Source organism: Pseudoxanthomonas sp. LjRoot143 (genome assembly GCF_964252945.1).
Lineage (GTDB): Bacteria > Pseudomonadota > Gammaproteobacteria > Xanthomonadales > Xanthomonadaceae > Pseudoxanthomonas_A.
This window is the reverse complement of sequence record NZ_CAXUPM020000001.1, coordinates 3120485-3140689: the sequence shown is the minus strand read 5'-3', so window position 1 is coordinate 3140689 and position 20205 is coordinate 3120485. Positions and strand designations below refer to the sequence as shown.

At 68.0% G+C, this 20205-nt stretch carries 27 protein-coding genes; 11 read left to right on the top strand and 16 right to left on the bottom strand.

The annotated features are described in order from the left end of the window. Positions 1-27 precede the first annotated feature (27 nt). The gene (locus ACSQ1W_RS15245; protein ID WP_436044493.1) at positions 28-2034 is read right to left on the bottom strand and encodes a VTT domain-containing protein; all 2007 of its coding nucleotides are present in this window, start codon (positions 2032-2034) and stop codon (positions 28-30) included. A gap of 129 nt (positions 2035-2163) precedes the next feature. Here ACSQ1W_RS15245 and ACSQ1W_RS15240 point away from each other — a divergent pair, with 129 nt between their 5' ends. The 7 genes from ACSQ1W_RS15240 to ACSQ1W_RS15210 all read left to right on the top strand — a co-directional run bounded on the left by ACSQ1W_RS15240 (position 2164) and on the right by ACSQ1W_RS15210 (position 6901). Continuing rightward, positions 2164-2760: a phosphotransferase gene (locus ACSQ1W_RS15240; protein ID WP_436046207.1), complete on the top strand. Its 597-nt coding sequence runs from the start codon at positions 2164-2166 to the stop codon at positions 2758-2760. Between the two features lie 2 nt (positions 2761-2762). Beyond that, a complete protein-coding gene (locus ACSQ1W_RS15235; protein WP_343227323.1) occupies positions 2763-3311 on the top strand; it encodes a DUF2867 domain-containing protein in 549 nt (182 codons plus the stop codon). Next, positions 3308-4129: an SDR family oxidoreductase gene (locus tag ACSQ1W_RS15230; protein WP_436044492.1), complete on the top strand. Its 822-nt coding sequence runs from the start codon at positions 3308-3310 to the stop codon at positions 4127-4129. Before ACSQ1W_RS15235 ends, ACSQ1W_RS15230 begins: the two co-directional genes overlap by 4 nt. Next, the gene (locus ACSQ1W_RS15225) at positions 4126-4605 is read left to right on the top strand and encodes an HIT family protein (RefSeq protein WP_436044490.1); all 480 of its coding nucleotides are present in this window, start codon (positions 4126-4128) and stop codon (positions 4603-4605) included. The genes ACSQ1W_RS15230 and ACSQ1W_RS15225 overlap by 4 nt, the downstream gene beginning before the upstream one ends. Further along, positions 4602-5039 carry a VOC family protein gene (locus ACSQ1W_RS15220; protein ID WP_436044489.1) on the top strand — a complete coding sequence of 146 codons (438 nt, stop codon included), beginning with the start codon at positions 4602-4604 and terminating at the stop codon, positions 5037-5039. Before ACSQ1W_RS15225 ends, ACSQ1W_RS15220 begins: the two co-directional genes overlap by 4 nt. A 25-nt stretch (positions 5040-5064) precedes the next feature. Continuing rightward, entirely contained in the window at positions 5065-5595 is a 531-nt protein-coding gene (locus tag ACSQ1W_RS15215) for a cysteine hydrolase family protein (protein WP_192273158.1), read from the top strand. Between the two features lie 82 nt (positions 5596-5677). Then, positions 5678-6901: an acetylornithine transaminase gene (locus tag ACSQ1W_RS15210; protein WP_436044488.1), complete on the top strand. Its 1224-nt coding sequence runs from the start codon at positions 5678-5680 to the stop codon at positions 6899-6901. Positions 6902-6913: 12 nt separating this feature from the next. Here the strand turns inward: ACSQ1W_RS15210 and ACSQ1W_RS15205 are convergent, their stop codons facing one another. The 6 genes from ACSQ1W_RS15205 to thiE form a co-directional block, all read right to left on the bottom strand. After that, a complete protein-coding gene (locus tag ACSQ1W_RS15205) occupies positions 6914-8197 on the bottom strand; it encodes a sensor histidine kinase (RefSeq protein ID WP_436044487.1) in 1284 nt (427 codons plus the stop codon). After that, a complete protein-coding gene (locus tag ACSQ1W_RS15200) occupies positions 8194-8883 on the bottom strand; it encodes a response regulator transcription factor (RefSeq protein WP_436044486.1) in 690 nt (229 codons plus the stop codon). The genes ACSQ1W_RS15205 and ACSQ1W_RS15200 overlap by 4 nt, the downstream gene beginning before the upstream one ends. A gap of 3 nt (positions 8884-8886) precedes the next feature. After that, positions 8887-10002 (bottom strand): type 1 glutamine amidotransferase domain-containing protein, encoded by a 1116-nt coding sequence (locus ACSQ1W_RS15195; protein ID WP_436044485.1) that lies wholly within the window; start codon positions 10000-10002, stop codon positions 8887-8889. 70 nt (positions 10003-10072) lie between these two features. Then, a complete protein-coding gene (locus ACSQ1W_RS15190; RefSeq protein ID WP_436044484.1) occupies positions 10073-10702 on the bottom strand; it encodes an HAD-IA family hydrolase in 630 nt (209 codons plus the stop codon). Further along, positions 10699-11991 (bottom strand): glutamate-1-semialdehyde 2,1-aminomutase, encoded by a 1293-nt coding sequence (hemL, locus tag ACSQ1W_RS15185; RefSeq protein ID WP_436044483.1) that lies wholly within the window; start codon positions 11989-11991, stop codon positions 10699-10701. The genes ACSQ1W_RS15190 and hemL overlap by 4 nt, the downstream gene beginning before the upstream one ends. 106 nt (positions 11992-12097) lie before the next feature. Further along, positions 12098-12736: a thiamine phosphate synthase gene (thiE, locus tag ACSQ1W_RS15180; RefSeq protein WP_436044482.1), complete on the bottom strand. Its 639-nt coding sequence runs from the start codon at positions 12734-12736 to the stop codon at positions 12098-12100. Between the two features lie 35 nt (positions 12737-12771). Here thiE and ACSQ1W_RS15175 point away from each other — a divergent pair, with 35 nt between their 5' ends. Beyond that, positions 12772-12996 carry a rubredoxin gene (locus ACSQ1W_RS15175; protein WP_436044481.1) on the top strand — a complete coding sequence of 75 codons (225 nt, stop codon included), beginning with the start codon at positions 12772-12774 and terminating at the stop codon, positions 12994-12996. Between the two features lie 16 nt (positions 12997-13012). Here the strand turns inward: ACSQ1W_RS15175 and ACSQ1W_RS15170 are convergent, their stop codons facing one another. From ACSQ1W_RS15170 to ACSQ1W_RS15155, 4 genes are all read right to left on the bottom strand, one after another. Beyond that, on the bottom strand, positions 13013-13639 hold the full coding sequence (locus ACSQ1W_RS15170; protein ID WP_436044479.1) for a hypothetical protein: 627 nt from the start codon (positions 13637-13639) through the stop codon (positions 13013-13015). Then, positions 13639-14487: a SirB1 family protein gene (locus ACSQ1W_RS15165; protein ID WP_436044478.1), complete on the bottom strand. Its 849-nt coding sequence runs from the start codon at positions 14485-14487 to the stop codon at positions 13639-13641. Before ACSQ1W_RS15165 ends, ACSQ1W_RS15170 begins: the two co-directional genes overlap by 1 nt. Positions 14488-14525: 38 nt before the next feature. After that, entirely contained in the window at positions 14526-14975 is a 450-nt protein-coding gene (locus ACSQ1W_RS15160) for a DUF192 domain-containing protein (protein WP_436044477.1), read from the bottom strand. A gap of 92 nt (positions 14976-15067) precedes the next feature. Continuing rightward, positions 15068-15730 carry a hypothetical protein gene (locus ACSQ1W_RS15155; RefSeq protein ID WP_436044476.1) on the bottom strand — a complete coding sequence of 221 codons (663 nt, stop codon included), beginning with the start codon at positions 15728-15730 and terminating at the stop codon, positions 15068-15070. A 285-nt stretch (positions 15731-16015) separates the two neighbouring features. Here ACSQ1W_RS15155 and ACSQ1W_RS15150 point away from each other — a divergent pair, with 285 nt between their 5' ends. After that, the gene (locus ACSQ1W_RS15150) at positions 16016-16294 is read left to right on the top strand and encodes a YlcI/YnfO family protein (RefSeq protein ID WP_192273132.1); all 279 of its coding nucleotides are present in this window, start codon (positions 16016-16018) and stop codon (positions 16292-16294) included. After that, entirely contained in the window at positions 16291-16596 is a 306-nt protein-coding gene (locus ACSQ1W_RS15145; RefSeq protein WP_192273935.1) for a type II toxin-antitoxin system RelE/ParE family toxin, read from the top strand. The genes ACSQ1W_RS15150 and ACSQ1W_RS15145 overlap by 4 nt, the downstream gene beginning before the upstream one ends. Here ACSQ1W_RS15145 and ACSQ1W_RS15140 read toward each other — a convergent pair. Next, positions 16587-17030 carry a hypothetical protein gene (locus ACSQ1W_RS15140; protein WP_192273130.1) on the bottom strand — a complete coding sequence of 148 codons (444 nt, stop codon included), beginning with the start codon at positions 17028-17030 and terminating at the stop codon, positions 16587-16589. The genes ACSQ1W_RS15145 and ACSQ1W_RS15140 overlap by 10 nt on opposite strands. Before the next feature lie 160 nt (positions 17031-17190). Here ACSQ1W_RS15140 and ACSQ1W_RS15135 point away from each other — a divergent pair, with 160 nt between their 5' ends. After that, positions 17191-17580, top strand: a complete 390-nt coding sequence (locus ACSQ1W_RS15135) for a hypothetical protein (RefSeq protein ID WP_436044474.1) — start codon at positions 17191-17193, stop codon at positions 17578-17580. 24 nt (positions 17581-17604) lie between these two features. Here ACSQ1W_RS15135 and ACSQ1W_RS15130 read toward each other — a convergent pair whose 3' ends face one another. Genes ACSQ1W_RS15130 through ACSQ1W_RS15115 form a run of 4 tightly spaced genes read right to left on the bottom strand, consistent with a single transcriptional unit; the run spans position 17605 to position 20029 of the window. After that, a complete protein-coding gene (locus ACSQ1W_RS15130) occupies positions 17605-18228 on the bottom strand; it encodes an SH3 domain-containing protein (protein ID WP_436044473.1) in 624 nt (207 codons plus the stop codon). Between the two features lie 49 nt (positions 18229-18277). Further along, positions 18278-18928, bottom strand: a complete 651-nt coding sequence (gene rpiA / locus ACSQ1W_RS15125; RefSeq protein WP_436044472.1) for a ribose-5-phosphate isomerase RpiA — start codon at positions 18926-18928, stop codon at positions 18278-18280. 34 nt (positions 18929-18962) lie between these two features. Further along, positions 18963-19430: an EVE domain-containing protein gene (locus tag ACSQ1W_RS15120; RefSeq protein ID WP_436044471.1), complete on the bottom strand. Its 468-nt coding sequence runs from the start codon at positions 19428-19430 to the stop codon at positions 18963-18965. Then, the gene (locus ACSQ1W_RS15115; RefSeq protein WP_436044470.1) at positions 19427-20029 is read right to left on the bottom strand and encodes a 5-formyltetrahydrofolate cyclo-ligase; all 603 of its coding nucleotides are present in this window, start codon (positions 20027-20029) and stop codon (positions 19427-19429) included. The genes ACSQ1W_RS15120 and ACSQ1W_RS15115 overlap by 4 nt, the downstream gene beginning before the upstream one ends. Positions 20030-20205 lie beyond the last annotated feature (176 nt).

The following is a 20205-nucleotide window of genomic DNA, read 5'->3' as shown; positions in this document are numbered from 1 at the left end:
GGCCTTGCCCCGCAAGCGCCCACCGGCTCAAGGCGGGGTGGGTTCGCTATCCGTGCGCAGTCGCAGCACCGGCAATCCGGAGTCCGGATGTGGCGCGATCGCGTGGTCGAGGTCCGACGTGGCCTTCGTCACCGCATCCAGCGCGGTGCGCGCTTCGCGCAGTGGCCGCCACAGGCGCACCAGGTTGAAGGCGCGCTGTTGCTGGAGCACCTGCGCACTGCCGATCCACAACGGCACCTCACCCGGTTGCAGGCGCGTGTCGGCGGGCCACAGGCGCAACACGTAGACCTCGCCGGGCTGGTCGCCCTGGCGCAGCATCAACAGGCTCTCCGCGCGCGTGTCCAGTGTGGCCGGCAGCACCGGCTGTTCGTCATCGGACAGGTCGCTGTCCAGCATGTTCAGCGCGTCTTCCCAACCCGCCTGCGGCTGCTCGCGCCAGCCGGCCGCCGACAGCGTCGCCTTCAGCGGCGCCAGCGGACCGGCGACCTGCACGTCCAGCGGCCAGCGCTGCTCGTCGTCGAATTCGTTGCGACGCGCAGGCAGCGACTGCCAGCCCTCGTTCCACCAGTCCTGCAGGGCGACGCGCCCCTCGATCACCGGCGCCTGGAACTGCGCCAGCATGTGTTCGACGTTGCGCGGCGCATGCCACAGGCCCGCCACTACGAACGCACCGTAGAACAGCCACGCGATCGGCTTGATCCAGAACGAGCGCACCATGCGCCGGCGGTAGGCGATGCCGAGCACCAACAGCCACACCAGACCGAACAACATGCCGCCGATGATGTCGCTGAGCCAGTGCGCGCCCAGATAGATCCGCGCGAAGCCGATCAGCGCCACCACCAGGCCCGACACCAGGTAGGGCCACACCCGCGTGCGGCCCGGCAGTTCGCGCGCGATCAGCACGGCGAAGAAGCCGAAGGTGATGGTCGACATCGTCACCGCGATGGACGGGAAGCCGAAGCCGCTGCTGACGCTCGGCGGCTTCGGAATATCGACCGATGCGCCCAGCCACGCCGTCAGCGCCAGGCCGAAGGCCAGGGCCGCCAGCCAGTGACCGGCCGCCATCCAGCGCTTGCGCCAGCACAGGTAGCCCAGCACCAGCAGCGAGGCCGGCGCGAGTACCTGCTCGTCGCCGAGCGAGGCGATCGCGGCCAGCGGGTAGTCCGCCAGTGGATTGCGCAGGGCACGCATCAGGTCATAGACCCACAGGTCCGCCGCCAGCGGTTCGCCATGGCCGATCACGATGACGAGGAAGGCGAACCACACCCAGACGATGGCCAGCAGCAGGATGGCGAGCAGCGCCAGCGGCACCGACTCGCGTCGAGCCGGTTCGAACACGGCCGCGGTGTAGCGGCCCAGCACCGGATGCGCATGCGACCATGCCAGCGCACGCGCCAGCAGGGCGTCCGCATGCGTGGCGAACCAGCGGTAGGTGTACAGCACCAGCGCCCATGCGAGCGCCAGCACCACCACCAGCAGGCCGAGCACCAGCGCCAGCCGGCCGGCCACCGCCGCGACGGCGTCGTAGGCGTGGCCCAACACCCAGCCCGGCAGCAGGAACGCCGCGGCCCACGCGACGCAGGCGGCGCCGCTGGCCACGACGTAGCGCCGCAGCGGCATGCGCGAGATGCCGGCGACCGCGGGCACGAACGGGCGGATGGGCCCGACGAAGCGGGCGATGAAGATGCTCTTCCACGCATTGCGGCGGAACAGCAGTTCGCCGCGGTCCAGCAGCTGCGGATACTTGCGGAACGGCCACACCGTGCGCAGCTGCTGCCCCCAGCGGTGGCCGACCCAGTAGCTGGTGGCATCGCCGATCAGCGCGCCCAGCGTGGCGCAGATCACCGCATAGGGGCCGGAGATTTCACCCAGTCCGATCAGCACGCCCACCGCGAACAGCAGCGGCAGTGCCGGCACGATGGCCCCCAGGATGATCACCGCATCGCAGAATGCGATGGCGAAGATCACCAGGCCTGCGGCGATGGGATGCGCGCTGATCCAGGCCAGCAGGTTGTCGAACCAGGAAGCTTCCATCGCCGGATTATAGGCGGCGCCACCTGACCGGCGTCTGCGACCTATGGACGGTAGAATGACGTGGTGGACTTGCGCTCGCCTTCCGAAATCGCTGCACTCAAGGCCGACAGCTTCGGCCGTATCTCGTTGATGCAGGGGGCGGAAGGCCCCTTCGTGCGGCGTGACCTCGCGCACGTTCCGTTGTGGCTGCGGCTGCCGGCCTGGTGGCTGGCGCGGCGCGAGGCGCTGGCGTTGCGCCAGGTCGCCGGTATGGCCGACGTTCCCCAGTTGCTGGACTGGACCGGCCGCCGGCTGGACCGCAGTTACATGGAGGGAGCGGCGATGTACCAGCGCCCGCCGCGCAGCGACCTGGCCTATTTCCGACGTGCGCGCCGGCTGTTGCAGCAGTTGCACCGCCGCGGCATCGCGCACAACGACCTCGCCAAGGAAGCCAACTGGCTGGTACTGGCCGACGGCAGGCCAGCGATCATCGATTTCCAGCTCGCCACCCGCGGCGATCCGCGCTCGCGCTGGATGCGGTTGCTGGCGCGGCAGGACCTGCGGCACCTGCTTAAGCACAAGCGCATGTATTGCGCCGCCTCCATCACGCCCGTCGAGAGGCGCGTGCTGAAGCGCACGTCGTGGCTGCGCGACCTGTGGTTCCGCACCGGCAAGCCGGTGTACCGCTTCATCACCCGGCGCCTGCTGAAATGGGAAGACAACGAAGGGCAGGGGCCGAAGCCGTGACTGTGCAACCGCGCGCCGCGTCCTGCCCCATTCCGGCGGACAGTGCGCTGTATCCGGCGATCGGGAGCGCCTACTTCACGCACTGCGCCAGCATCGATCTGCCGCGTGCGCCTGCGTCCGCCCTCGAGGCCTACCGCGACATCGCCGCGCTGGTGCCGGGATGGTTCGAGGGGCTGATGACGGTGCGCAATCGCGCGATGCGTCTGCTGGGCATGAAAGACCTTGGTCATATCCGCGCCGTCGGCACGGCGGACGACGTCCAGGTCGGCGAGCGGGCCGGCATCTTCACCGTGTTCGGCCACGTCCGCGACGAGCTCGTGCTGGGCGACGAAGACCGGCATCTGCGGGTGTCGCTGTCGCTGCAGCTCAAGCGCGGGCCAGCGCCCGCGAAGCTCTACTGCGCTACCGTGGTGGAGCGGCCCAATCGACTGGGGCGGCTCTACATGCTGCCGGTCGATCCCATCCACCGGCTGATCGTGCCGTGCCTGCTGCAGCGTTACGCACGCCGTTTGCGCGACACTTCCGATCCGCTTCCCGAGGACATGCGATGACATCGTTGGCCGGCAAGACCCTCTTCATTACCGGCGCCTCTCGTGGCATCGGCCTGGCCATCGCCCTGCGCGCGGCCCGCGACGGCGCCAACGTGGCCATCGCCGCCAAATCGTCGGTCCCCAACCCCAAGTTGCCCGGCACCATCCACACTGCCGCGCAGGCGGTGAACGAGGCCGGCGGCCGCGGACTGGCGCTGAAGTGCGATATCCGCGAGGAGGACGAGGTGAAGGCCGCGATGGCGGCGACGGCCGACGCGTTCGGCGGCATCGACATCCTGGTCAACAACGCCAGCGCCATCTGGCTGGCCGGTGTGCTGGATACGCCGATGAAGCGTTTCGACCTGATGCAGCAGGTCAATGCGCGCGGCAGTTTCCTGTGCGCACAGGCCGCGCTCCCCTATCTCAAGCAGGCCGCGAACCCGCATGTCCTGACGCTGGCGCCGCCACCGTCGCTGGATCCGAAATGGTGGGCGCCGCACACCGGCTACACGCTGGCGAAGATGGGCATGAGCTTCGTGACGCTGGGGCTGGCCGGCGAATTCGGTCCGCAGGGCATCGCCGTGAACGCGCTGTGGCCCCGCACCATCATCGCCACCGATGCGCTGAACATGATTCCCGGCGTGGAGATTCCGCGCTGCCGCACCCCGCAGATCGTGGCCGACGCCGCGCATGCCGTGCTGGTCCGCGAGGCAGCCGGTTTCCACGGCCGGTTCCTGATCGATGAGGACGTCCTGCGCGAGGGCGGTATGACGGATTTCTCCGCCTACGCGGTCGACGCCTCGCAGGCGCTGCTGCCGGATCTCTTCCTCGACCCATGAGCGGCGGCTGTCCCTTCTGCGAGATTGTCCTAGGCCATGCGCCCGCAAGCCGCGTGGCGGAAGGCGCACACGTGGTCGCCTTCATGGATTTGCGCCAGGCGGTGCCGGGCCACGTACTGGTCGTGCCGCGTGCGCATATCGAGACGATTTACGACCTGCCGCCCGATACCGCCGCGGAGATGATGCAGCTGGCCGTCCGTATCGCGCGGGCGCTGCGTGCAGTGGACGATCCACCCGGATTGAACCTCTGGCAGTCCAACGGCGACGCCGGTGGGCAGGAGGTGCCGCACGTTCACCTGCATGTGCAACCGAGGCGACACGCTGACGGCCTGCTCGGCCTGTACCCGCATGGTCCGCCGGTGCCGTCGTCACGCGATGCCTTGGACGCGATGGCGGACAACGTGCGCCGCCAACTGGCGGCCTCATCGCCTGATGCCATTCCTTCTTCTCCTTCTTCTACGACGAGCCTGTCATGAAATACCTTCACGCGATGATCCGCGTCCATGATCTGGACGCGACCAGCCGCTTCCTCACCGAAGGCCTGGGCCTGACCGAAACCCGCCGCATGGAAAGTCCGCAGGGTCGCTTCACGCTGGTGTACTTCGGTGCGCCGGCCAATCCCGAAGCCGAAGTCGAGTTGACCTGGAACTGGCCGCCGGAAGATGGATCGCCGGTCGAGGACTACGGCAGCGCCCGCAACTTCGGGCACCTCGCCTTCGAGGTCGACGACATCTACGCGCTGTGCACGCACCTGCAGTCGCAGGGCATCACCATCAACCGCCCGCCGCGCGATGGGCGCATGGCGTTCGTGCGCACGCCGGACCTGATCTCCATCGAACTGTTGCAGAAGGGCGCATCGCTGCCGCCGCAGGAGCCTTGGCTTTCGATGCCGAATACGGGAAGCTGGTAAGGCAGACGAACGAGGAGTCCGCTAGATGAATCTCGCCCTGGTCGTGATCGATGTGCAACGTGGCCTGTTCGAACCGCAGCCGGCCGACGCCGATGGGGTGATCGAGCGGATCAATGCACTGGCCGACAAGGCGCGCGAAGCCGCCGCGCCGGTGGTGTTCGTGCAGCACGAGCGGGCCGGCGACCTCGAGGCCGAGTCGCCCGGCTGGGCGCTGCATCCGGGTCTGCGGGTGATCGAGGGCGACCACCGCATCCGCAAGACCACGCCGGACTCGTTCCTGCGCACCGGGCTGGACGAAGTGCTGTCGTTCTGCGGGGTGGAAGGCGTGGTGCTGTGCGGTTACGCCACCGAGTTCTGCGTGGATACCACGACGCGGAGCGCCGCCGCGCACGGCTACCACGTGGTGCTGGCGTCGGATGCGCACACCACGCACGACAAGCCGCATGCCGATGCGCAGCAGATCCGCGCCCACCACAACGCCACGCTGCCGGCGATCCGCAGTTTCGGCGTCGGCATCCGCGCGCTGCCGGCGGCGGAGATCGCGTTCGCCGGCTGACGGCGGCATGCTGCACCGCCCGCTGGTGCGGGCGGCGTGATGAGCGACAATACGCGGCCCCTACCGCCGCCGAGCCGTCGCCATGAGTGCCACGACCCCCGACCTGCTGTCGAACGGACAGCGCTATTACCTCCCGGTCTACCGTCCGCGCGAGGTGATCCTGGAGCGCGGCCAGGGCGCGCGCGTCTGGGACAGCGAGGGGCGCGAATATCTGGACCTGTCGGCGGGCATCGCCGTCTGCGGCCTCGGCCACAACGATCCGGACCTGGTCGCCGCGCTCACCGAGCAGGCGTGCAAGCTGTGGCACACCAGCAACGTCTTCTACAGCGAGCCGCCGCTGCGGCTGGCCGAGGAACTGGTGACCGCCTCGCGCTTCGCCGAGCGCGTGTTCCTGTGCAATTCCGGCGCGGAAGCCAACGAGGCCGCGATCAAGCTGGTGCGCAAGTGGGCGAGCGCCCAGGGTCGTGCGCCGGATCAACGCGTCATCGTGACCTTCCGCGGCAGCTTCCATGGCCGCACGCTGGCGGCGGTCACCGCGACCGCACAACCCAAGTACCAGGAAGGCTACGAGCCGCTGCCGGCCGGCTTCCGCTACGTCGACTTCAACGACCTGACCCAGCTGGAAATCGCCATGTCCTGCGGCGACGTGGCCGCGGTGATGCTGGAGCCGGTGCAGGGCGAGGGCGGCGTGATGCCGGCCGCTCCCGGGTTCCTGAGCGCCGTCCGTGCGCTGTGCGACCACCATGGCGCGCTGCTGGTACTGGACGAAATCCAGGCCGGCATGGGCCGCACCGGTACGCTGTTCGCGCACTGGCAGGACGGCGTGGTGCCGGACATCGTCACGCTGGCCAAGGCGCTGGGCGGCGGCTTCCCGATCGGCGCGATGCTGGCCGGGCCGAAGGTGGCCGAGGTGATGCAGTTCGGCGCGCACGGCACCACGTTCGGCGGCAATCCGTTGGCGGCCGCGGTCGCGCGCGTGGCGCTGCGCAAGCTGGCGTCGCCGCAGATCGCCAACAACGTGGCGCGCCAGGCGGCTGCGCTGCGCAAGGGCCTGGAGACGATCAATGCCGAGCTCGGCCTGTTCTCGCAGGTGCGCGGCCGTGGTCTGATGCTCGGTGCGGTGCTGAATGCCAAGTACGCGGGGCGCGCCGGCGAAGTGCTGGACCTGGCGGCGGCGCAAGGCCTGCTGATGCTGCAGGCCGGCCCCGACGTGTTGCGCTTCGTACCGTCGCTCAACATCACCGATGCGGAAGTGGCCGACGGCCTGAAGCGGCTGCACGCCGCGTTGCGGGCATTCGCAGGCTGACCAGGTTCGGGGTCAGCTCGCCGGCAGCGTGAGCCGCGCGACCGTCCGTCCGGACAGGGTGTCGATGCGCACGGCGATGCCGTGTCGTTCGCAGAGGCGCCGCACGATGGCCAGGCCCAGGCCGGATCCACCGCTGTCACCGCCTTTCACGAACGGCGCGAAGTCGCGTTCCTGCACGTCGCCGCCGGGATTGCTGACGCGAAGCGTGCCACCGTCCATGTCGACCACGATGCGGCCCTCGCGGGTGTGCGCGAAGGCGTTGCCGACCAGGTTGGACAGCAGGATGTTCAGCACCGGCACCGGAAGCGCGGCGAAGACATCGCCGCCGACATCGACCTGCACCTCGACCGGCTTGTGTTCCAGCAGCGGCGACTGCTCGATGATGACGCGTTCGAGCACCGGCAGCACGGGTATCGCAAGCGCCGTCTCGGTCGAGCTCTGCTCGCGTGCCAGCGACAGCAGCAGGACGACCGTCTGTTCCAGCTGACGTGCCGACTGCGCGATGTGGTCGAGGTGGCGCCGTGCGCCGTCGGACAGGCCGGGTTCCGTGCCCAGTCGCTCGGTCGCGGTGCGGATCACGGTCAGCGGTGTGCGCAGTTCGTGGCTGGCATCGCGGGTGAACTCGCGTTCGCGCTCGACGAACTCCCCGACGCGCGCGATCAGGTCGTCGAGCCGGCGCGCGACCACGCCCACTTCATCGTCCGCGAAGCCGGCGGCGAAACCGGGCGGGAGCCGTTCCGGCGTCGCGTCGGCGACGGCATCCGCCAGTCGCGACAGCGGCGCGGTGGTGCGCCGCGCCAGCCAGCCGCCCAGCAGCAGCGCCAGCGCGACCATGGCGACGCCCGACCACACCAGCAGGTGCAGGATCTGCCCGCGCATGGGCCGGACGACGAGCAGCGCGCTGACTTCGGCGACCAGCCACGCAGGTGCCTCGTCCGCACTGCGCGGCTGCAGCAATCGCAGGTGGTAATGGCGGCCTTCGCTGCCGGCGAACTCGCGCCGTCGCGGCTCCTCGCGCAGCACGCCGGCGATGCCGTCAGGCAGATCCGATGCCGTCGGCACGATCGACATGAAGCCGTCGCGGGGCGTCGTCCACCGCCCGTGTTCGTCGTGGTACGCCTGCTGCGCCGCGACTTCGCGGTCGAGCATCGTCTCGAACAGCTGGTCTTCCACCGTGTAGACGAACAGCAGGACGTACAGGGCGAACAGCACGGTGACCAGCCCGGTGAAGCCGGCGAACGCCAGCATCAGGCGATTACGCAGGCGTCGGCGCGGCAGGGTGGAAAGCGGCGTCATGCATCGGCCTCCAGCCGGAAGCCGACACCATGCACCGTCTTCAGCATGGACGTGGCGAACGGCTTGTCCAATGCCTGACGCAGCAGGTACAGGTGCGTGCGCAGCGGGTCGGACTCCGGCGGCGCGTCGCCCCACAGCTGCTGGATCAGCTCGCTACGCGTCAGCGTGCGCGGCCAGGCCTCGGCCAGCGCCAACAGGATCTGGTAGCTGGTGGCGTGCAGGTCGAGATCGCGACCGTCCCGCTGCGCACGGGCATGGCGGCGATCGACCTGCAGCGTGCCGATCCGCAGCACATGCGTCTGTCCGGCGCGATGGCGTTGCGAGAGCGCAATGCAGCGCGCCAGCAGTTCCGCGCCGGCGAACGGTTTGACCAGATAGTCGTCGGCACCCGCGCGAAAACCCTGCAGCTTGTCGTCCAGCGTGTCGCGCGCGGTCAGCATCAGCACCGGCACGTGCCGGTCGGCCTCCGCGCGCAGGCGTTCGCACAGGCGCAGGCCGTCCAGGCCCGGAAGGCCGAGGTCGAGAACCAGCACGTCCGGCGGCGAGGCCAGCGCCATCTGCAGTCCGCTCAGGCCGTCGCCGGCGAAGTCGACGTCGATGCCTTCCGCCACCAGCAGCCCTTCGAGCTGCGCACGCAGCAGCGGGTTGTCCTCGATCACCAGAAGGCGCAGGCGAGAAGCCGTCATCGTTCAACCGTCGATGCGTTGCAGGAGGGCCTTAGCTTCTGCCATGTCGGGTGTGGCCGCCAGCACGCGCTGCACCAATACCTTCGCCTGATCCCGTTCGCCGAGCCGCAGGTGCGCTTCCGCTGCGCCGAGTTTCAGTTGCGGTGCCGCCATGTAGGGCATCGCCAGCTGCATCAGCTGCAGGGCATGCCGCACATCGTCGTCGCCGGTCGCCGCCTGCGCCTGGTAGTAGCCCAGCAGGCCGAGCAGGTCGATGTGGTAGCGCGCCGTGTCCGTGGCGAGCGCATGCGCAACCTGCTGCACATGACCGTCGCGTGCCTGCGCCGCCAGCCCCATCGTCAGTTCGTCGCGCCATGGCGTGCGCGCGACCGGCGTGCGTCCCGTGGCACGCACGATGGCGTCGGCCACGCCGGGCGTGGAATACGGGTTCTGTCCGGTGACCAGGCGCCCATCGACGACGACCTTCGACATCATCAGCGGTGCTTCCTGCCAGTGCGCGCCGTGTCCGTGCAGCTTGTCTTCAAGCAGCCACGGGAATTCCTTTGCCCAGCGCTTGCCGAACAGGGCTTCCTCTTCGTTGGTGAAACCGGTCGTCGCCTTGCCCTGAACGAGTGGCGTGCCGTCGCGCAGGCGCACGTCCGCGAGTGCGGCGGGACCGTGGCAGACCGCACCGATCACGGCGCCATGGTCGTACGCGTCGGCGAGCAGTGTCCGCAGCGCCTGATCGCGAGGCAGGTCGAACATCGCGCCCTTGCCGCCGACCACGTAAATGGCGGCGTAGTCGGTGGCGGCGACGTCCGCGGTCTTCCGCGTGTCGGCGAGCATGCGCATCGCGTCTTCATCGGCGAGCAGGGCGGCATTGAACGGCTCCTGCGCGTTGTACTTGTCGGCCTCCACCGCACCGCCCTGCGGGCTGGCGACGTCGACGGCGAAGCCGTTCGCCTTGAAGATCAGCCACGCCTGCGAGAGTTCGTCGAACTCGTAGCCGGGACGCGTCTTGCCCTGGTCGCGGCCTTCGCCGCTGACGACGATCAGGATCCGGCCGGTCCCATCGGCGTGGAGCGGCGCGGTGACGGCGAGCAGCAGGCTGGCCAGCAGGATGCGTGCAAGGAAGGACATGGCGACAGGTCTCCGGTGAATGGACACCAGTGTCCCGTCGCGGCGTCAACCAAGTTTCAAACGGCGCGGTTCACCAGCCGGTCTGGGGGCCGAACACGTAGCGCTTCAGCGCCTTGCCGAAGCTGCGCCCGTCGGTGACGGTCTCCGCGTGCAAGCCGGCCTCGCGCGCACCCTGCACGTTGGTGAAAAGGTCGTCGACGAACAAGGTGCTCGCGGCGTCCCAACCCAGCAGGTCGAGCGCATGGGTGAAGGTCGATGGCAGCGGCTTGCGCCGCTGCAGCCCACCGCTGGTCAGCACGCGGCCTTCGATGCGGGCGGCCACCGGCGTCACGATGCGCGGGATCGCCCGCGTCATCAGCGCGCCGTTGTTGGTCAGTACACCCATCGCGACGTCCACATGCATGGCGGCGATCCGGCTCAGCACGTCGTCGATGGCGGTGCTGCCGGCCATGCGCGAGGCGATCCACGTCTCTTCGTCGATCGCCGCACCGACGCCCTCACCCAGCCGCCGCAGGTAGGTTGTCGTGTCGATGGCGCCGCTGTCGTACTCGGTTTCCAGCCCGGAGACGAACAGCGTGCTGCGGACATGCTCGTGTTCGCAGCCGGCATGCGCCGCGAGATGCGCGATGCGCACCTCGTGGCGGTAGTGGGCCAGCACGCCGTCGAAATCGAACAGCACCTGGTGGATGCGGGGCTTCATCCCGCCGCTACCACCTTGAAGGATTCGCGTGCGGCGGCCAGCGTCGTCTCGATGACGTCCGGCGTATGCGCGCTGGACATGAAGCCGGCTTCGAACGCGGAGGGCGCCAGATACACACCGCGCTCCAGCATGGCGTGGAAAAAGCGGTTGAACGCCGCGGTATCGCAGGCGACCGCCTGTGCGTAGGTGTCGACCTGCTGGTCGGTGAAGAACAGGCCGAACATCGCGCCGACGCGCGTGGTGGTCAGCGGCACGCCGGCCTTGCGGGCGGCGGCCTCCATGCCTTCGCACAGCGCTGCGGTCGCGTCAGTGAGCCCGTCATGGAAACCGGGCGCCTGGATCAGCTCCAGCATCGCCAGGCCCGCGGCCATCGCCACCGGATTGCCGCTCAGCGTGCCGGCCTGGTAGATCGGGCCGGCCGGCGCGATCTGCTGCATCAGTTCGCGGCGACCGCCGTACGCGCCCACCGGCATGCCGCCGCCGATGATCTTGCCGAAGGTGGTCAGGTCCGGCGTGATGCCGTAGTGCGCCTGCGCGCCGCCGAGGGCGACGCGGAAGCCGGTCATCACCTCATCGAAGATCAGCAGCGCGCCGTGCTGCGTGCAAAGGGTGCGCAGGTGCTGCAGGTAGCCTTCGCGCGGCGGCAGGCAGTTGGCGTTGCCGACGACGGGCTCGATGATCAGGCAGGCGATCTCGCTGCCGTACTGCTCGAACAGCGCGGTCGCGCCATCGAAGTCGTTGTAGCTCAGCGTCAGCGTCAGTTCGCTGAGGCCTGCGGGCACACCGGGCGAGGTCGGCACGCCCAGCGTCAGCATGCCGCTGCCGGCCTTCACCAGGAACGAGTCGCCATGGCCGTGGTAGCAGCCTTCGAACTTCACGATCCGGTTGCGGCCGGTCACGCCGCGCGCCAGGCGGATCGCCGACAGCGTGGCCTCGGTGCCCGAGTTGACCATGCGCACCATTTCGCACGACGGCACCAGGCGCGTGATCGTCTCCGCCATCGTCACTTCGGCCGGGCACGGCGCGCCGTACGACAGGCCGTTCTGGATCGCCGCCTGCACGGCGTCGCGCACGGCCGGATGGTTGTGGCCGACGATCATCGGGCCCCACGAGCCGACATAGTCGATGTAGCGGTTGCCGTCGACGTCGTGCAGGTAGGCGCCATCGGCGCGCTGCACGAAGAACGGTTCACCGCCCACCGACTTGAACGCGCGCACCGGCGAGTTGACGCCGCCGGGCAGCAGTTGCTGGGCGCGGGCGAAGAGGGCGTGGGACTGGTCGTGGTTCATGGGAGGGTCCAAAAGAAGGGAAATCGTCCTGTGGGAGCGACGTAAGTCGCGATGAACCACCATCGGCCCATCATCGCGACTTACGTCGCTCCCACAACATGGGGGGTCAGCGGCCTTCGAAGCCCTGCCGGTAGGCGATCGACGCCACCACCGGATCGGGGGCCTCGAACACGCCGCCGATCACGGCGACCAGATCGGCGCCAGCCGCCACCAGCGGGCCCATATTGTCCGGCGTTATGCCGCCTATCGCCACCCGCGGGACGCCCAGTGCCGCGGCGCCGGTCAGCAATGCGGGTGTGGCGCGTCGCGTAGTGATCTTGCTGGTGGTGGGGAAGAAGGCGCCGAAGGCCACATAGCTGGCACCGGCCGCGACGGCGCGCTCGGCGAGGATTGCATCGTCGTAGCACGAGGCGCCGACGATGGCGTGTGTGCCGAGGCGCGCACGCGCGGCGGCGATATCGCCATCGTCCTCGCCCAGATGCACGCCGGCGGCGCCGACGGCCTCGGCGAGCGCGACATCGTCGTTGATGATCAGCGGCACGTCGGCCTGCGCGCACAAGGCCTGCAGGGCCGTTGCCTGCGCGTGGCGGCGCACGCTGTCCGCGTCTTTCTGCCGGTACTGCAGCCACGTCGCCTGCGGCAGCACGGCCGCCACGCGCGCCAGCAGGCACGCGGTATCAGGCTCTTCCGGCGTGATCAGGTACAGCCCGCGGGCAGCGCGGACGGACGGCGGCAGGGGGGTCATCGGCGAACTTCCGGTACGTGGGCGGCGATGGGACAATGGCCGCTCCCCACAGCCGGCATTATCCGATGACCGACGCCACCGACACCATGTTCCGCACTTGGATGTGCGTGGTCTGCGGTTTCATCTACGACGAGGCCGATGGGCTGCCCGAAGAAGGCATCGCCCCGGGCACGCGCTGGGAGGACATCCCGGCCGACTGGACCTGCCCCGATTGCGGGGTGGGCAAGGATGATTTCGAGATGGTGGAGCTGGAGCCGTAAGTACGGTCCAGCAGGCTCAGTAAAATATGCCGTTTACAGTGCGCATGATCTCGAGAGCGGCCTGCGCCTCCGGCTCGCTTCGGAACATGGGGTTGGAGTAGTCGTACGCACGATATCCGTCGGCGGTTGCGATCTCCACCAGGACGGCGGCGCCATCATGGATGCGGTGGTTCGTGGGCGGCAACAGGGACTCATCCGGCAATGTCGCGATGCCGAGCCGCTCAATCTTCCTGTAGAGCGACTGCCAGTCAACCGGGCGCGGCAGTTTCGCGTCGCAGATCATGATGTCTTGCTGGTGTCGCGGATCGGACGCGCACTCATCCAATAACTCGCGCATGTACTCGGCATCGTCGGGGTCGTACTGGAAGCGATTGAGTGCGCGGCCTTCCACCGGTTGCGCGGGTCGAACCGTGACGGCAATCGAATGGTGTGGCGTGATCAAGCCGAAGCCGGTCCAGATTCTGATCTCGCGTGTGCCCGCCGGGATGGTTGCCGTTCTCAGGTCGCTCAGGCCAGCGACGGCGGCGTATTCCTGGGCGGACTCCAGCAGGACAGACTCACTTACACCGTCTCGAGGCCCCGCCAATGTCGTCGTCGGCAACACCGATACAGCTACCGCCCAGGCTGCGATGATCCCGCGCATCAATGCATCCGCGACGTACGCACCGCGTTGAGTTCCACCAGCTGTTCGCGCAGATCGGGCGCGTCCTTCGCCTCCGGCGACAGGTGCAGGTAGCGGGCCAGGTCGCGCTGCGCGCCGGCTTTGTAGTCCATTTTCAGATAGGCCAGGCCGCGGTCGCGTAGCGCTTCAGGCTGGTCGGGCGTCAGCTTCAGCACCCGGTCGGCGCTGCGTGCGGCGCGGTCCCATTCCTCGCGCTCGGCGTAGACGCCATGCAGGTTGCGCAGTGTGCGCACCAGGATCGCGCGCGGCGAGGCGGGATTGAGGATGTGCAGCAGCGCGGCATCGTCCGGCATGTCGCCGCCGAGATGGGGCTTGGCGCGTTCGCGCAGTTCGTCCACGCCCAGCGGACGGCCACCATTGAACGGATCCATCACCAGCAGGCCGTCATCGACCGGCAGGCGCACTAGGAAATGGCCGGGGAACGATACGCCATCCAGCGGCACGCCCAAGCGGTGCGCCACTTCCATCTGCACCATCGCCAGCGACACGGGATTGCCCAGCCGGCGCTCGAACACCTGGTTGAGGTAGCTGTTGCGCGGGTCGTAGTACTCGTCGTGGTTGCCGGTGTACCCGAGTTCGTCGAACAGGTAGCGGTTGATCGCCGCCATCTTCAGCGGCCACGGCTCGATCGTGGAGATCTCGTGGCGCAGGTGCTCGGCGTGGCTCTGCACCAGCGTGTCGTACAGGTCGGCGTCGAGATCGGGGTACTCGTCGCGCGCAATCAGTAGCGCGGTTTCCAGCAGCGGCACGGTGTCATCCGCCTGGCTGGCCAACGCATTCCATTCCGGCAATGTCAGTCGATCCCCCATGACCACAGACTGCGGCCAATCGCCCCCACAATCAAGCCTCAGCGGACGGGCGGGATGCCCTTGCCGAAGCCCAGCTCGGCGCCGTCCTGCAGCTTCAACCGTTCGGCCTCGCCCGCATTGAGCTCCAGTACATAGCGGGCCGGTTTGTCGCTGGGGTAGGACGGGCAGCTGTTGCCGCCGGAGCATGGCGGTACGTTGCGCTGCTGGGTGACCAGCTTGCGGTCGTTGTCGAAGTACAGGATGTCGAGCGGAATACGGGTGTTCTTCATCCAGTACGCCTGCGACTGCTCGGCCTCATGGATGAAGAGCATGCCGGTGCCGGCCGCCAGCTCATTGCGGAACATCAGGCCGCGCGCCCGCTCGGCGTCATCGTCGGCGATCTCGACCTTGAATCGCTCGCCGCCCACTTCGACCCAAGGGCCACCGTTGGCGCAGGCACTGAGGAGGAGCAGGGCCGAGGCGAATGGCAGGCGCGCGGTGGGACGCATAGGGTGTTCCTTGCTTCGAGGTGCGTCCAGTTTAGCGCCAAGCGGGAACACGCCGGATGATGATCGGCACGCGACGCGCCGTGCGGCCCGGGTTACGCCAGATGGGCGTCTATGTCCTGCCATTGGCGGTTGCGCACCATCACGAACCGGCATGCACCCTCACTGAGTTCCGCCCAAAGGGCACCGATGTCGCGGTCGTCCTGTGCATCCGTCCAGCCTTGTGCGCCCTTGTACTCGACGACGAGGGTCGTGCCGTCGTTCCGTACGCAGACGAAGTCCGGGTAGAACCGGCCGCTGGCTTTCTGCAGGAAGAACGAACCGCCGCCGCGGTTGACCAGGTTACGCACCCAGTACCGGATCCGTCCCGCCTGCGCCAGCATGTCCAACTGCACGGCGCATTCGAATTCTTCCTTGCTGTCGAAGTCGCCGATGCGCCCGTGGAAGTGCTTGCGGAAGTCCCAGTGGCCGTACTCGCTCCTGCGCGGGTCGTAGTCACGACTGGGTGCATAGCCTTGCGGATCGAACTCGAACAGGAAGTCGCCGCCCACCATCACCCGGGTCTCGCGACCTTCACCGAACAGGACGTCCTGGTAAGCACGATTCACCGCTTCGCGGCGCAGGCGCCGGATGTTTTCGTCCAGCAGCTTGCGCAGCGTGAACTTCAAATGGTTGGCGCGCGCCAGCGTGAAGCCCTCGGTGTCCAGCAACGCACGCAACCAGGCGGAGACGAAGGCCTGCTTGCTGGCATGGGTCAACGAAGGTTCCAGCAGGTTGCGGCACAGCCATGCGCCAAGCCGGGTTTCGTCCCAATGCTCGGGGGGTGTAGCTCAGGCCCAGGTCGCGACGGAGCGCATGGACGCCCGGGACCGGATCGCCATTGAGCTGTGTCGCAAGCTCTCCGACCCGCACCGCAAGGCGGTTCGCGACCTCATCCAGGCGCTTGCCGTGGACGCAGGCCAGACGTGACGGGCCGTGGAGGGCTTGCGGTAGCCGTCGGAAGCGCGCATGCTGCGTTGCAATTGCAACGCAGGGAGTTGGTGATGAAAACGTCCACCTTTCCCTCGCTTCGTGTCGACCCCGCTCTCCGCAAGGCGGCGGAAGACGTACTGCGAGAGGGAGAGTCGCTGTCTGGCTTCGTCGAGCAGTCGATCCGTGCCCAGATCGACCTCCGCCAACAACAGGAAGCCTTCGTTGCGCGAGGGCTTCTATCCCGCGACGCCGCGCGGCGAACCGGTGTCTATTACGCCGCCGCAGACGTCGTCGGTGAACTTCGGACCGCCATGCGCCACGCCAAAGCGGACACAAAAGGAAGGCGCTGATGTTCCAGGTACGCTTCACGGAAGAAGCGCGCGAAGATCTGGTGCGGCTGTACACGTTCGTGCTACAGCAGGAGCAGGACAGTCCCGGAATCGCCGACTCTTCGTTGCGGGCCATCGAGCATGGCCTGGTGCTTCTGGAAACCTCGCCTTTTGCCTGCAGGCCAGCGGTCGGCAACCCTTTCATGCGAGAACTGGTGATCGGTTTTGGTGCGACCGGATACGTCGCGCTGTTCGAGGTGGAGGACGCCGCCACGGTGACCGTGCTGGCGCTGCGGCACCAGCGTGAGCAGGACTATCGCTGAGTGGGCCGCTCTGCGGCCAGCCGCGCAGCGATGCGCTCCGCTACCTGCCGGTTGTCGCGGTAGTACGCTGCGTTGTCGGCGAGGGACTGCCAGCGTTGCTGGTCTTCCACATGGTGGCGCAACTGGTGGATGGCGTCGCGCATCAGGCGACGCGCGCTGACGCGCTCCGCGCCCTGTGCGAGCTGCAGCAGGTCCAGCAACAGCAGGATCCCGTCGTGGTTGCGCTCGGCCTGGTGTCGTGCGGCGAGGAACAGGCGATCCAGGCAGCTCTCCGTCAACCGGGCGAGCCCGGGATCCGCCAGGCTGTGGCCTGGATCGACCTGGAGCAGGTGCAGCGCATCATCGAGAGGCATGACGCGATGTGCGTTGTCCCGCATCTCGCGGGCGTCGGTGAGCAGGGGCGCGTCGTGCGCGGTCGTCTGGTCGAGGTGCATCGACAATCTCCTTCTGTCGGCGGGAATCTGGCGCGAACCGGTATCACAGCGTCAGGCTTGGGCGTGCCGTGGCGCGAGTCGACTCTATTAACCCGATAAGTTCGAGTCAATTAACTTAAATGGTGAATATGTGTGAGTTGTCGTCGCTAACGTTGTCGACATGGGCAACGAGCATGAAAAATTCTCGCACCGACTCGCGCAAGCCATGCAGCAGGCAGGCTACGAGCCACGCCCTTCCGTCCTGTTCCGTTTGTTCAATGCCCACTACCGCGGTCGCTCGGTGAGCGTCCAGACCACGTCACGCTGGCTCAGCGGGCAGGCGATCCCGGCGCAGGACAAGCTGCAGGTGATCGCGGACCTGCTTGGCGTGGAGCCGCACGCACTGCGCTTCGGCGCCTCGGCACGCTCGCGGGTAGCCGAGGCGCGCGCGGTATGGCCTGTCGGCGTCGGCAGCCGGGAGCGCAACGTGATCGATAGCTACCTCCAACTGCCTCCCAAGAAGCGGGACCTGGTCGGCGAGCTGGTCAAGGCGCTGTCGGACAACGGCTGACGAATCGCGAATCCCGCACCGTCGTCAATCCCCGGCGACGAAGTACTGGAATTTCCATCGTCCCGCGCCCTCGTCGATGATCGAGAAGCGATAGTCGATCGGGCTGCGCACCAGGTGAGTGGCGATGAAGCCCTCCCGCCCCGATGCCAGCCGTACGCGCATCCAGTCGCCCGGTTCCGCGCCATCATCCACCCGGGTCACGACGGCATGACTGATGCGCGCGAGAACGGGGGATTGGCCATCCGGCTGCTCCCGTAACGCGACGTCGCGTCCCAACACGACCTGCGCATCGAACACGTCGATGTCGGCGGCATGCGGCAGGCAGAACACATAGGGGGCGCAGTAGGCGTCGCGCCCCTCTTCCTCTTGGGCGACGCCAGGAAGGGCGAGGATGGCCTCGAGCTCCTGCCACAGCCGCTGCGTCGCAGCGGGATCGCTCGCCCAGAGCGCGTCGAAGCCGCCCGGCCCGGTGTCGCCGCCGAAACTCAGGGTGGTGTCGTCGCGCACATGCGCGCGCAAGGCCCGCAGGTCGCGCGCGGCGACGATGCGCTGCAGGTCGGCACGTATCGCCTGCAGCGCGGGCGGCAATGTCTCCACTGGCGGCACGAGCACGGGATTGTCCGTGGCGACCGCCGTGCCGACCGCCATCAGGGCGATGGCGAGGAAAGCGCGGGGAGCGATCACGGGCAGCTACCCGTCAGCGCAACACGATCGGTGGTTCGCCACCGATGATGACGATGTCCGCAGGGCGCCGGGCGAACAGACCCACGCTGACCACGCCGGGAATCTGGTTGATCTCGCGCTCCATCGCCACCGGATCGGTGATCGACAGGTTGTGGATGTCCAGCACCACATTGCCGTTGTCCGTCGTCACGCCATCGCGCCACACCGGCTGTCCGCCGGTCAGCGCCAGGATCTCGCGCGCTACCAGGCTGCGCGCCATCGGGATGACTTCCACCGGCAGCGGGAACCTGCCGAGCACCGGCACCTGCTTGCTCGGGTCGACGATGCAGACGAACTGCTTGCTGGCTTCGGCGATGATCTTCTCGCGCGTCAGCGCCGCACCCCCGCCCTTGATCAGGCGCTTGTGCGGGTCGCACTCGTCCGCGCCGTCCACGTACAGCGACAGCGTGCCGGTGTGGTTGAGGTCGAGCACCTCGATGCCGTGCTGCTTCAGCCGCGCGGTGCTCTGCTCGGAGCTGGACACGGCGCCCTTGATGCGGTCCTTGATGCCGGCCAGGGCATCGATGAAATAGGCCACGGTGGAGCCGGTACCGACGCCGACGATCATGCCGTCCTCGACGAACTCGATGGCCTTCTCGCCGGCCTGGCGCTTTGCTTCGCTCATGGGGATCGCTGTATCAGGAAAGGAAAAGGAAGGGCTATTCCAGCGCCAGCAGGAACTTCCATTGCGCCGCGGTGACCGGCAGCACGGACAGGCGGTTGCCGCGCTGAATCAGCGCGAAGCCCTCGCCCAGGTCGTCCGCGTGCTGCTTGATCTCGTCCAGCGTGATGGTGCGCTTGAGCTTGCGTTCGAACGTCACGTCCACCAGCGACCAGCGCGGTTCTTCGCGCGTGCTCTTGGGGTCGTAGTAGTCGGACTTGGGATTGAACTGGGTGTCGTCCGGATACGCGGTCGCCGACACGGTGGCGGTGCCGACGATGCCCGGCTCCTTGCAGTTGGAGTGGTAGAACAGTACGCCGTCGCCGACCTGCATGGCGCGCATGAAGTTGCGTGCCTGGTAGTTGCGCACGCCGTTCCACGGTTCGGTGCCGACCTTCTTCAGGTCGTCGATGGAGAAGGCGTCCGGTTCGGACTTCATCAGCCAGTAGTGCTTGCGGGCGGTCATTGCGGGGCGTCTACCAGGGAAGGTGGAGGAAGCAGGGTGTCGCGTTCGGTGCAGATCGCGTCCAGCGGCACATCCCAGGGCTGAGCACCGAGTGCCTCGATGCGCTGCGCCTCGAAGCCCACGCCGACCAGCCACGGCGGTGCGGGGCGCTGCAGGCGTCCGGCGAGCGTGCGGTCGTACCAGCCGCCGCCCATCCCGAGACGGTGCCCGGCGGCATCGAAGCCCACCAGCGGCACGACGATCAGCGCCATGTCGGCGGCCGGCAGGCCGGAGCGTGGGTCCACATCCGGCTCCGGGATGCCGTAACGGTTGGTCACCAGCGCGTCGCCCGGCCGCCAGGGCGCGAAGCGCAGCGTCTCGTCGTCCGACAGCACCGGCAGGCAATAGACGAGGCCCTTCGGCAGGCGCAACTGCCAGCTGTGCAGGCCGATCTCGCCATCCATCGCCCAGTAGCCGGCGACGTAACCGGTGGCGGGGAAGAACGGCAGCGCGAACAGGCGCGTGGCCAGCGCATCGGCGCCTGCGATGCGCTCGGCGGCGCGCAGGGCGCGACGACGCGCACGCAGTTCGCGCCGCAGCGCATCGCGCTCGGCGGTCATGGCGAAAAGGAGGAAGACAGGGGCATGCGCGAATTTTACGGCATGCGCACCGGCGTTGCCGGCGTAGGGACCGCGGGAGCGGCGTCAGTCACGGCCCAATGCGTCGGATCCCTAGTGCAGTCGGCTTCGTTTCGAAGTCATCCCGCTCAAGGGCGGGTGCAACAGGACCGGCCGGG

Bases quoted from the DNA above. Each gene is read 5' to 3' on its own strand.
- ACSQ1W_RS15245 (WP_436044493.1), bottom strand. From the start codon at position 2,034: ATGGAAGCTTCCTGGTTCGACAACCTGCTGGCCTGGATCAGCGCGCAT.
- ACSQ1W_RS15240 (WP_436046207.1), top strand. From the start codon at position 2,164: ATGCAGGGGGCGGAAGGCCCCTTCGTGCGGCGTGACCTCGCGCACGTT.
- ACSQ1W_RS15230 (WP_436044492.1), top strand. From the start codon at position 3,308: ATGACATCGTTGGCCGGCAAGACCCTCTTCATTACCGGCGCCTCTCGT.
- ACSQ1W_RS15225 (WP_436044490.1), top strand. From the start codon at position 4,126: ATGAGCGGCGGCTGTCCCTTCTGCGAGATTGTCCTAGGCCATGCGCCC.
- ACSQ1W_RS15220 (WP_436044489.1), top strand. From the start codon at position 4,602: ATGAAATACCTTCACGCGATGATCCGCGTCCATGATCTGGACGCGACC.
- ACSQ1W_RS15215 (WP_192273158.1), top strand. From the start codon at position 5,065: ATGAATCTCGCCCTGGTCGTGATCGATGTGCAACGTGGCCTGTTCGAA.
- ACSQ1W_RS15210 (WP_436044488.1), top strand. From the start codon at position 5,678: ATGAGTGCCACGACCCCCGACCTGCTGTCGAACGGACAGCGCTATTAC.
- ACSQ1W_RS15205 (WP_436044487.1), bottom strand. From the start codon at position 8,197: ATGACGCCGCTTTCCACCCTGCCGCGCCGACGCCTGCGTAATCGCCTG.
- ACSQ1W_RS15200 (WP_436044486.1), bottom strand. From the start codon at position 8,883: ATGACGGCTTCTCGCCTGCGCCTTCTGGTGATCGAGGACAACCCGCTG.
- ACSQ1W_RS15195 (WP_436044485.1), bottom strand. From the start codon at position 10,002: ATGTCCTTCCTTGCACGCATCCTGCTGGCCAGCCTGCTGCTCGCCGTC.
- ACSQ1W_RS15190 (WP_436044484.1), bottom strand. From the start codon at position 10,702: ATGAAGCCCCGCATCCACCAGGTGCTGTTCGATTTCGACGGCGTGCTG.
- hemL (WP_436044483.1), bottom strand. From the start codon at position 11,991: ATGAACCACGACCAGTCCCACGCCCTCTTCGCCCGCGCCCAGCAACTG.
- thiE (WP_436044482.1), bottom strand. From the start codon at position 12,736: ATGACCCCCCTGCCGCCGTCCGTCCGCGCTGCCCGCGGGCTGTACCTG.
- ACSQ1W_RS15175 (WP_436044481.1), top strand. From the start codon at position 12,772: ATGGCCGCTCCCCACAGCCGGCATTATCCGATGACCGACGCCACCGAC.
- ACSQ1W_RS15170 (WP_436044479.1), bottom strand. From the start codon at position 13,639: ATGCGCGGGATCATCGCAGCCTGGGCGGTAGCTGTATCGGTGTTGCCG.
- ACSQ1W_RS15165 (WP_436044478.1), bottom strand. From the start codon at position 14,487: ATGGGGGATCGACTGACATTGCCGGAATGGAATGCGTTGGCCAGCCAG.
- ACSQ1W_RS15160 (WP_436044477.1), bottom strand. From the start codon at position 14,975: ATGCGTCCCACCGCGCGCCTGCCATTCGCCTCGGCCCTGCTCCTCCTC.
- ACSQ1W_RS15150 (WP_192273132.1), top strand. From the start codon at position 16,016: ATGAAAACGTCCACCTTTCCCTCGCTTCGTGTCGACCCCGCTCTCCGC.
- ACSQ1W_RS15140 (WP_192273130.1), bottom strand. From the start codon at position 17,030: ATGCACCTCGACCAGACGACCGCGCACGACGCGCCCCTGCTCACCGAC.
- ACSQ1W_RS15135 (WP_436044474.1), top strand. From the start codon at position 17,191: ATGGGCAACGAGCATGAAAAATTCTCGCACCGACTCGCGCAAGCCATG.
- ACSQ1W_RS15130 (WP_436044473.1), bottom strand. From the start codon at position 18,228: ATGGCGGTCGGCACGGCGGTCGCCACGGACAATCCCGTGCTCGTGCCG.
- rpiA (WP_436044472.1), bottom strand. From the start codon at position 18,928: ATGAGCGAAGCAAAGCGCCAGGCCGGCGAGAAGGCCATCGAGTTCGTC.
- ACSQ1W_RS15120 (WP_436044471.1), bottom strand. From the start codon at position 19,430: ATGACCGCCCGCAAGCACTACTGGCTGATGAAGTCCGAACCGGACGCC.
- ACSQ1W_RS15115 (WP_436044470.1), bottom strand. From the start codon at position 20,029: ATGACCGCCGAGCGCGATGCGCTGCGGCGCGAACTGCGTGCGCGTCGT.